The 8,583-nt window shown below is 71.4% G+C and carries 8 protein-coding genes; 5 read left to right on the top strand and 3 right to left on the bottom strand.

The genetic code is table 11. From position 1 onward, the window contains the following. A partial coding sequence (locus ACTHMF_RS03885) for a TCP-1/cpn60 chaperonin family protein (protein ID WP_440316370.1) occupies nucleotides 1-477 on the top strand: 477 nt, incomplete at its 5' end. 264 nt (nucleotides 478-741) lie between these two features. On the opposite strand, the gene ACTHMF_RS03880 is transcribed toward ACTHMF_RS03885, so the two are convergent. After that, complete coding sequence (locus ACTHMF_RS03880) at nucleotides 742-2,454, bottom strand: sensor histidine kinase (RefSeq protein ID WP_440316369.1); 1,713 nt, start codon at nucleotides 2,452-2,454, stop codon at nucleotides 742-744. A gap of 51 nt (nucleotides 2,455-2,505) precedes the next feature. Continuing rightward, nucleotides 2,506-3,198 carry a response regulator transcription factor gene (locus ACTHMF_RS03875; protein WP_018191755.1) on the bottom strand — a complete coding sequence of 231 codons (693 nt, stop codon included), beginning with the start codon at nucleotides 3,196-3,198 and terminating at the stop codon, nucleotides 2,506-2,508. Between the two features lie 143 nt (nucleotides 3,199-3,341). Between ACTHMF_RS03875 and ACTHMF_RS03870 the strand changes: the two genes are divergently transcribed. The 4 genes from ACTHMF_RS03870 to ACTHMF_RS03855 are packed head-to-tail and all read left to right on the top strand — an operon-like array spanning nucleotide 3,342 to nucleotide 7,061. Beyond that, complete coding sequence (locus tag ACTHMF_RS03870) at nucleotides 3,342-4,562, top strand: NAD(P)/FAD-dependent oxidoreductase (RefSeq protein WP_440316368.1); 1,221 nt, start codon at nucleotides 3,342-3,344, stop codon at nucleotides 4,560-4,562. Between the two features lies 1 nt (nucleotide 4,563). After that, a complete protein-coding gene (folP, locus tag ACTHMF_RS03865) occupies nucleotides 4,564-5,460 on the top strand; it encodes a dihydropteroate synthase (protein ID WP_440316371.1) in 897 nt (298 codons plus the stop codon). Next, entirely contained in the window at nucleotides 5,453-6,205 is a 753-nt protein-coding gene (locus ACTHMF_RS03860; RefSeq protein WP_440316367.1) for a pyrimidine reductase family protein, read from the top strand. The genes folP and ACTHMF_RS03860 overlap by 8 nt, the downstream gene beginning before the upstream one ends. Then, nucleotides 6,192-7,061: an aminoglycoside phosphotransferase family protein gene (locus ACTHMF_RS03855; protein ID WP_440316366.1), complete on the top strand. Its 870-nt coding sequence runs from the start codon at nucleotides 6,192-6,194 to the stop codon at nucleotides 7,059-7,061. Before ACTHMF_RS03860 ends, ACTHMF_RS03855 begins: the two co-directional genes overlap by 14 nt. 121 nt (nucleotides 7,062-7,182) lie before the next feature. On the opposite strand, the gene ACTHMF_RS03850 is transcribed toward ACTHMF_RS03855, so the two are convergent. Next, the coding region (locus tag ACTHMF_RS03850; protein WP_440316365.1) for a DNA repair helicase XPB at nucleotides 7,183-8,583 on the bottom strand (1,401 nt) is incomplete at its 5' end.

Here is an 8,583-nt window from a genome sequence, read left to right as displayed (position 1 = left end):
GCCACCGAGGTCGAGCTCAAGGAGCGCAAGCACCGCATCGAGGACGCCGTCCGCAACGCGAAGGCCGCCGTCGAGGAGGGCATCGTCGCCGGTGGTGGCGTCGCCCTCATCCAGGCCGGCAAGACCGCGTTCGAGAAGCTGTCGCTTGAGGGCGACGAGGCGACCGGCGCGAACATCGTCAAGGTCGCCATCGAGGCTCCGCTGAAGCAGATCGCCGTCAACGCGGGCCTCGAGGCCGGCGTCGTCGTCGCCAAGGTCCGCGAGCTCCCGGTGGGCCACGGCCTGAACGCCGCCAGCGGCGAGTACGTCGACATGCTGGCCGCCGGCATCAACGACCCGGTGAAGGTCACCCGCTCGGCGCTGCAGAACGCGGCGTCCATCGCGGGCCTGTTCCTCACCACCGAGGCCGTCGTCGCCGACAAGCCGGAGAAGTCCGCTCCGGTCCCGGCCGACCCGACCGGTGGCATGGACTTCTAAGTCCCAGCGCAACGAAGAGAGGGCGTCTCCCCATCCGGGGAGGCGCCCTCTCTTCGCGTTTCCGCGATCCCCTCTCGAGTTGCGACATGATGTCGCAACTCGAGAGGGTATTGAGACATCGAGTCACGACTCGATCGACCTGGACCACTCCGCGCAAACGGAGGCGGAGCGACGTGCCAGCGGACCGGAGCCGCGTCGAGTCGTGACTCGATGTCGGAATACCTGCCGAGTTGCAACACGATGTCGCAACTCGGGGTGCAGCGGCTACGGCGCGAGAGGCTTGGGCGCGGATGCGGCGGTGGCCAGCGGCAGGGAGACGCGGAAGGTGGCTCCGCCGCCCTCGGTGTCCACCACATCCACCGTGCCGTTGTGCGCGGCGACGATGGACGACACGATCGCGAGCCCCAGGCCACTGCCGCCGGTCTCGCGGGCCCGCGAGGTGTCGGCGCGCCAGAACCGCTGGAAGATCTTCTCCCGGATTTGCGGCGGGATGCCCTCGCCGTGGTCGCGCACCTCGAGCGTCGCGCGCTCGGTGCGGTGGTCGACCCGCACCGCGATCTCGATCGGGCTGTCCTCCGGCGTGTAGCGCTGGGCGTTGCCCATCAGGTTGGTGACCACCTGGCGGAGCTTGTTCTCCTCGGCCAGCACGATGGCCGGTTCGGCGGGCGGAGTCTCGGCAAGGCCGACGCGCTCCGTCGTCGTGATCGGAACCGGTCCGGTGGTGCCGCGGCGCCCTCGCCCCCGTCGGAGCCGCGCCAGCGTCGCCCCCGCGAACGCGATCGGGCCGGTCGCGTTGGAGACCTTGGCGCCGTCCGGGATGGGCATGGGCACCGTGTCCAGCGTCGGCTCCTCCGGTTCCGTGTCCGGCTCCGGCGGAGCGGGGATCGGCTGCGGCGTGAGCACGGTGACTGTGCGGTTCGGGGAGCCGGCCATCGCGTCCATCGCGGCGTCGCGCGCGATCGTCACCAGGTCGACCGGGCGCAGGTCGAGCGGCTTCGTCTCGTCGAGGCGTGCCAGCTCCAGGAGGTCCTCGACCAGGACGCCCATCCTGATCGCCTCCTTCTCGATGCGGTCCATCGCCTGTGCGACGTCCTCCGGCGTCTGCAGCGCGCCCATCCGGTACAGCTCGGCGTAGCCGCGCACCGAGACCAGCGGCGTCCGCAGCTCGTGGGAGGCGTCGCCCACGAAGCGGCGCATCTGCTCGATGGTGCGCGCGCGGTCCTTGAACGCCCGGTCGATGCGGTTCAGCATCGTGTTCAGCGACCGGTTCAGCCGGCCGACCTCGGTGTTCGGCGTCGCGCCGCCGAGCCGCTGGCTGAAGTCGCCGTCTGCGATCTCGGCCGCCGTCTGCTCCACTTCGCGCAGTGGCGCGAACGTCGTCGTCACCAGCATCCGGGTGAGTCCGGCCCCGACGATGATCACGATCACGCCGAAGCCGAGGAAGATCGCCAGGAAGCTGGCCATCACGGTGTCGATCTGGCTGGTCGTCGTCGCCACGATGGCCGTGCCGAGCGCGCCCTCCGGGTTCGTCAGGGTGACCGTCTGCGCGATCGCACGGTAGGTGGTGTGGCCATCGTTGCTGAGCAAGGGATACCCGCCGGTCGGCAGCGCCTTGCCCTGCGCGACCGTGAGGCTGCCGGGGATCGCCGGACGGTGCGAGTACGGGATGTTCGACCAGTTCGTGCGCACGAGGTTGCCCTCGGAGTCGTACAGCGCGGCGAAGTAGTCGGACGGGCTCGCGTCGGTGGCGATCTGCTCCTTGTCCGAGGACGTCCCGAACAGGTACGTGTTCAGGTACGACGCCCCCGACGCTGCCGCGAGCTGCGCATCCAGCTGGGTCAGCAGGATCGGCTTCAGCATCGACATCGTGCCGATGCCGGTCACGAGCAGCCCGAGCGTCAGCATGAGCACGGTCACCCCGGTGATCTTGGTCCGGAGGGAGATCGCGTTCCAGCGGTCGAGCAGGCGTGAGTGCATCAGGCCGTCAGTCTACGGAAGGCTTGCTGTGCCGCGGATGTGCGCGGCCGCTCACGCCTTGGCGGCTTTGAGCATGTACCCGAAGCCGCGCTTGGTCTGGATGAGCGGCTCGCTGGAGTGCGCATCCACCTTGCGGCGCAGGTAGGAGATGTAGGACTCCACGATGCCCGCGTCGCCGTTGAAGTCGTACTCCCAGACGTGGTCCAGGATCTGCGCCTTGGAGAGCACCCGGTTCGGGTTCAGCATCAGGTAGCGCAGCAGCTTGAACTCGGTCGGGCTGAGCTCGATCGGGGTGTCGCCGACGAAGACCTCGTGCGTGTCCTGGTCCATCGTCAGCTCGCCGGCGCGGATGACGGCGTCCTCGTCCGCCTGCATCGTGCGGCGCAGGATGGCCTTGATGCGCGCGACGATCTCGTCGAGGCTGAACGGCTTGGTCACGTAGTCGTCGCCGCCGACGGTGAGGCCGGTGATCTTGTCCTCGGTGTCGTCCTTGGCGGTGAGGAACAGGATCGGCGCGGTGTACCCGGCGCCACGCAGCCGCTTGGTGACGCCGAACCCGTTCATGTCGGGGAGCATCACGTCCAGGATGATGAGGTCTGGCTCCTCTTCGAGGACCGCGGAGATCGCCTGGGCGCCGTTGCCGACCGCGCGCACGGCGAACCCGGCGAAGCGGAGGCTGGTGGTGAGGAGATCGCGGATGTTCGGCTCGTCGTCGACGATGAGAATGCGGGGTCCGGCGTTCATGGCAAACAGTATCTGCGCGTCCGCTGAATTCTACCTGTGAGCGATCGGTGCGCCGTGCGTGTGAGGGGCTGGCGCGCGCAGTGTGAACAGTGGATGCTGAGCAGGTCAGCCCGCACGTGAACCCGATCCGAGGAGCGTACGCCATGTCGAATCCCACCGTCGTGATCGCCGGCGCCGGCCTGGCCGGGGCCACCACCGCCGAGGAGCTCAGGGAGCGCGGATTCGACGGCCGCATCCTGCTGCTCGGCGCGGAGGAGCACCGCCCGTACATCCGGCCGCCGCTGTCCAAGGAGTTCCTGAAGGGCGAGGCGCCGGTCGACGACGCATACGTGCATCCCGCCGACTGGTACGCCGACAACGACGTCGAGTTCGTCCCCGAGACCGTCGCCGGGTCGTTCGATCCCGGAGCGCACGAGCTGTTCGTCTCCGACGGCGGCCGGATCACGTACGACAGCCTGGTGATCGCGACCGGCGCGAGCGCCAACGCGCTCGGCGTCCCCGGCAGCGGCCACGGCGCCGTGTTCGCGCTGCGGACGATGGACGACAGCCGCTGGCTGCGCAGCGCCCTGGAGGTGGGCGGCCGCCGGGTGGCGATCGTCGGCTCCGGCTGGATCGGGATGGAGGTCGCGGCGGCCGCGCGCGGCTACGGCAACGACGTGACCGTCCTCGGCCGGCCCGAGGTGCCGCTCAGCGGGGCGATCGGGCGGCGGATGGGCGAGGTGTTCGCGCGGGCGCACCGGGACAACGGCGTCGACCTGCGCGGCGGGGCGCACGTCGTCGCCGTCGAGGGCGGAGACGAGCAGGCGGTCGTGCTCGCCACCGGCGAGCGCATCCCCGCCGACGTGGTGGTCGCCGGCGTCGGCGCGACCCCGAACGTCCAGGTCGGGGAGCGCTCCGGCCTGCGCATCGCCAATGGCATCCTCACCGACAAGGGGATGCGCACCGGCGTCGAGGACGTCTACGCGGTCGGCGACGTCGCCAACCCGTTCCTGCCCGCCATCGGGATGCACCTGCGCAACGAGCACTGGGCGAACGCGATCGCGGGCGGGAAGGTGGCGGCGCACGCCATCGTCGGGGACCGCGCGAGCTACGACGACATCCCGTACTTCTACTCGGACCAATACGATCTGGGCATGGAGTATTCGGGATACGCGCCGCTCGCCGCCGGCGCGCAGGTCGTCGTCCGCGGCGACGAGGACGCCCGCGAGTTCATCGCGTTCTGGCTCCGCGGCGACCGCGTGGTGGCCGGGATGAACGTGAACGTCTGGGACGTGCAGGAGCACATCCAGCGCCTGATCCGCGCGGGCGACCGCATCGACCCCGCCCGGCTCGCCGACGAGAGCGTGGACCTTGCCGCCCTCTGAGATGTACCTGCCGCCGCTGCGCATCCCCGTCCGCGCCATCGGCGCCCGCACCTTCGACTTCTCCCGGCAGGTCGCCGTGATGGCTGTCGTGAACCGCACGCCGGACTCCTTCTTCGACCAGGGCCGCACGTTCGCCTTCGACCGCGCCGTCGACGCGTGCTTCGAGGCCGTCGCCCTCGGCGCCGACTGGGTCGACATCGGCGGCGCTCCGTTCGCACCCGGAGAGCCGATCCCGGTGGCGGAGGAGGTGGAGCGCGTTGTGCCGGTCGTCGCTGCGCTGCGCGCCGGATCGGACGTGGTGATCTCGGTGGACACGTTCCACTCCGAGGTCGCCCGCCGCGCGATCGAGGCGGGCGCCACCGTCGTCAACGACACCACTGGGCTCAGCGACCCCGACCTCGCTCCGGTGGTCGCCGACAGCGCGGCGACGCTCGTGCTGACGCACAGCCTGGCCGCGCCGCGCACGGTCTACCCGCGGCCGCACTACGACGACATCGCCGCCGAGGTCGCTGCGTTCCTGCTCAGCCGCGTGGACCGCGCCGTCGCCGCGGGCATCCCGGAGGAGCGCATCATCCTGGACCCTGGCCACGACCTCAACAAGAACACCCTCCAATCGCTGGAGCTCACCCGCCGGCTGCGCGAGATCGCCGACCTCGGTTTCCCGACCCTCGCCGCGGTGTCGAACAAGGACTTCATCGGCGAGACGCTCGACGCCCCGCGCGAGGAGCGCGGCGCCGGGTCGATCGCCGCCGCCGTCGTCTCGATCGTGAACGGCGCGCGGATCATCCGGATGCACGACGTGCGCGCCTCTGTCTCCGCGGCCCGGATGACCGAGGCGATCCTGGGACTGCGCGAGCCCGCCTACCTGAAGCACAACATGGGGGATGTCAATGAGTGAGCCGTCCATCGCCCGGCTGTTCCCGCTGCCGGGGGAGGAGGGGCTCGGCGACGAGCAGCTCCTGGAGCTGTACGGGGACGTCCCGCACACGCCCTGGCTGCGCGTGAACTTCGTGAGCAGCCTCGACGGCGCGGCCACCCGGCAGGGGCTCTCGGGCGGACTCTCGGACGACGCCGACCGGCGCGTGTTCGACCTGCTGCGGCGGCTCTGCGACGTCGTCGTGGTCGGCGCCGGCACCGTGCGCGCGGAGGGCTACGGAGCGATGCGCGTGGACGAGGCATCGCAGCGCGCCCGCAGCGCGGCCGGGCTCAGCGCGCATCCAGTGTTCGCCGTGATCTCCGCGAGTCTCGACCTCGACCCGGCCAGCCCGCTGTTCCGGGAGGCGCCGGAGCGGCCGATCGTCGTCACCACCGAGATCGCGAGGGCCGACACCAAGGAGGCGCTCTCGGAGGTGGCGGACGTGGAGGTCTGCGGTCGCGACCGGGTGGAGCCGGAGCGGCTGGTGCGGCTGCTCTCCGACCGCGGGCTGACGCGCATCCACTGCGAGGGCGGGCCGCACCTGTTCGGAGACCTGATCGCGGCGGGCGCCGTCGACGAGCTGTGCCTGACCCTCAGCGCCACGCTGGAGGCCGGGTCGGCGACCAGGATCGCGGCGGGAGCCTCCCCGATCGTGCCCGCCGAGCTCGGCCTCGCGCACGTCCTGCAATCCGGCGACACCCTGCTGCTGCGCTATGTCCGCCGCTGAGACGCTGCCGGAGATCGATGCAGCGCTCGTGCGCCGCCTCGTGGACGCGCAGTTCCCGCGCTGGCGCGACCTGCCGATCCGCCGGGTGGAGCACGACGGCTGGGACAACCGCACCTTCCGGCTCGGGGAGGAGCTGAGCGTCCGGCTGCCGAGCGCACCCGGCTACCGCGAGCAGGTCGCCAAGGAGCAGCGCTGGCTGCCCGTCCTGGCGCCGCTGCTGCCCCTGCCCATCCCGCAGCCGGTGGCCGAGGGGGCGCCGACCGAGGACTACCCCCTGCCCTGGTCGGTGTACCGCTGGCTACCGGGGACGCCCGTGGTGCTGCTTGGCGACGTGTCGAGGGATGTGGCGCTCGCCGAGGCGATCGGCGCCTTCCTCGTCGCGCTGCGGGCGGCGCCGGCCGAGGGCGCCCCCGCGCCCGGGACCCACAACTTCTTCCGCGGCGCACCACCCGAGGTCTACGGCGAGGAGGCGCTCGCCGCGTTCCCGGTGCTCGGCGCCGGCGCCGCGAGCCGCGCCGAGGCGCTCTGGGCGGAGGCGACCGCGTCCCGCTGGGAGGGAGCGCCGGTGTGGTTCCACGGCGACGTCGCGCCCGGCAACCTGCTGACCCGCGACGGGCGGCTCTCCGCCGTGATCGACTTCGGCACGTCCGGCGCCGGCGACCCGGCGTGCGACCTCGTCCCGGCCTGGACGATGTTCGACGGCGCCGCGCGCGACGCCTTCCGCCGGGTCGTCGGCCTCGACGACGACACCTGGGCGCGCGCCCGCGGCTGGGCGCTCTGGAAGGCCGCGATCACGGTCCGCGACCGCTCCGGCGACGCCGAGGCCCGCGCGACCCTCGCCCGCATCCTGCGCTGACCCGCGCGACATTTGGCACAAATCGCGCTTGTCTCCACCTCCGCAACCCACATTTGGCACAAATCGCGGCTTCGGTGGCGCGATGACCGACATGTGGCGCAGCTGTCGCGCCGGGCGTCCGTCAGGCGGCCAGCGCGTGCGCGTCGAGGATCGTGTACGAGTAGCCCTGCTCGGCGAGGAAGCGCTGCCGGTTCTGCGCGAAGTCCTGGTCGACGGTGTCGCGGGAGACCAGCGTGTAGAAGTTCGCCGACAGCCCGGACTCCTTCGGGCGCAGCAGCCGGCCGAGGCGCTGCGCCTCTTCCTGCCGTGAGCCGTACGAGCCGGAGACCTGGATGGCCACCGTCGCCTCCGGCAGGTCCACCGAGAAGTTCGCCACCTTGCTGACCACCAGCACCGGCGTCACCCCGTCGCGGAACTCCTGGAACAGCCGCTCGCGCTCGTCCACCGGCGTCGCTCCGGTCAGCTGCGGCGCACCGAGTGCCTCCGCGAGCTCGTCGATCTGGTCGAGGTACTGGCCGATCACCAGGATGCGCTCGCCCGCGTGCCGCTGCACCAGCTGCCGCACCACATCGAGCTTCGCGGGCGCCGTCGCCGCGAGCCGGTAGCGCTCGTCGTCGGCCGCCGCCGCGTAGCTGAGCCGGTCGGACGCGGGCAGGTCGATGCGGACCTCGTAGCAGGCGGCGGGGGAGATGAAGCCCTGCGACTCGATCTCCTTCCACGGCGCGTCGAAGCGCTTCGGGCCGATGAGGCTGAAGACGTCGCCCTCGCGGCCGTCCTCGCGCACCAGTGTCGCCGTCAGGCCGAGCCGGCGCCGGGCCTGCAGCTCGGCGGTGAGCTTGAACACGGGAGCGGGCAGCAGGTGCACCTCGTCGTAGACGACCAGGCCCCAGTCGAGTGCGTCGAGCAGCGCGAGGTGCGCGTACTCGCCCTTCCGCTTGGCGGTGAGGATCTGGTAGGTCGCGATCGTGACCGGCTTGACCTCCTTCACCTGGCCGGAGTACTCGCCGATCTCCTCCGCGGTGAGCGTGGTGCGCTTGAGCAGCTCGTCCCGCCACTGGCGCGCCGAGACGGTGTTCGTCACCAGGATGAGCGTCGTCGTCTTCGCCGTCGCCATCGCGCCGGCGCCCACGAGCGTCTTGCCGGCGCCGCACGGCAGCACGACCACGCCGGAGCCGCCGTCGAAGAAGTTCGAGACCGCCTTGCGCTGGTAGTCGCGCAGCGCCCAGCCGTCCTCCTGCAGCCCGATCTCGTGCGGAGTGCCCGGCGTGTAGCCGGCGAGGTCCTCCGCCGGCCAGCCGAGCTTCACCAGCTCCTGCTTGACCTGGCCGCGCGCCCATGCCTGCACGGCGAACGTCTCGTCGTCGCGGCGCTCCAGCAGCAACGGGGCGATGCGCTTGGCGCTCGCGACCTCGGTCAGCACGGCCAGGTCGGACGAGCGCAGCACCAGCTCGCCCTCGTCGTCCCGCTCGATCACGAGCCGGCCGTAGCGGGCGACGGTCTCCGACACGTCCACCGAGACGGT

The sequence above is a fragment of the Leifsonia sp. genome, assembly GCF_051955155.1.
Lineage (GTDB): Bacteria > Actinomycetota > Actinomycetes > Actinomycetales > Microbacteriaceae > Leifsonia.
The sequence above is the reverse complement of the archived record's forward strand: the minus strand, read 5'-3'. Positions and strand labels throughout refer to the sequence as shown.

Excerpts from the sequence above, each read along its gene's own strand:
- folP (WP_440316371.1), top strand. The coding sequence starts at position 4,564 with ATGTACCTGCCGCCGCTGCGCATCCCCGTCCGCGCCATCGGCGCCCGC.
- ACTHMF_RS03855 (WP_440316366.1), top strand. The coding sequence starts at position 6,192 with ATGTCCGCCGCTGAGACGCTGCCGGAGATCGATGCAGCGCTCGTGCGC.
- ACTHMF_RS03870 (WP_440316368.1), top strand. The coding sequence starts at position 3,342 with ATGTCGAATCCCACCGTCGTGATCGCCGGCGCCGGCCTGGCCGGGGCC.
- ACTHMF_RS03860 (WP_440316367.1), top strand. The coding sequence starts at position 5,453 with ATGAGTGAGCCGTCCATCGCCCGGCTGTTCCCGCTGCCGGGGGAGGAG.
- ACTHMF_RS03875 (WP_018191755.1), bottom strand. The coding sequence starts at position 3,198 with ATGAACGCCGGACCCCGCATTCTCATCGTCGACGACGAGCCGAACATC.
- ACTHMF_RS03880 (WP_440316369.1), bottom strand. The coding sequence starts at position 2,454 with ATGCACTCACGCCTGCTCGACCGCTGGAACGCGATCTCCCTCCGGACC.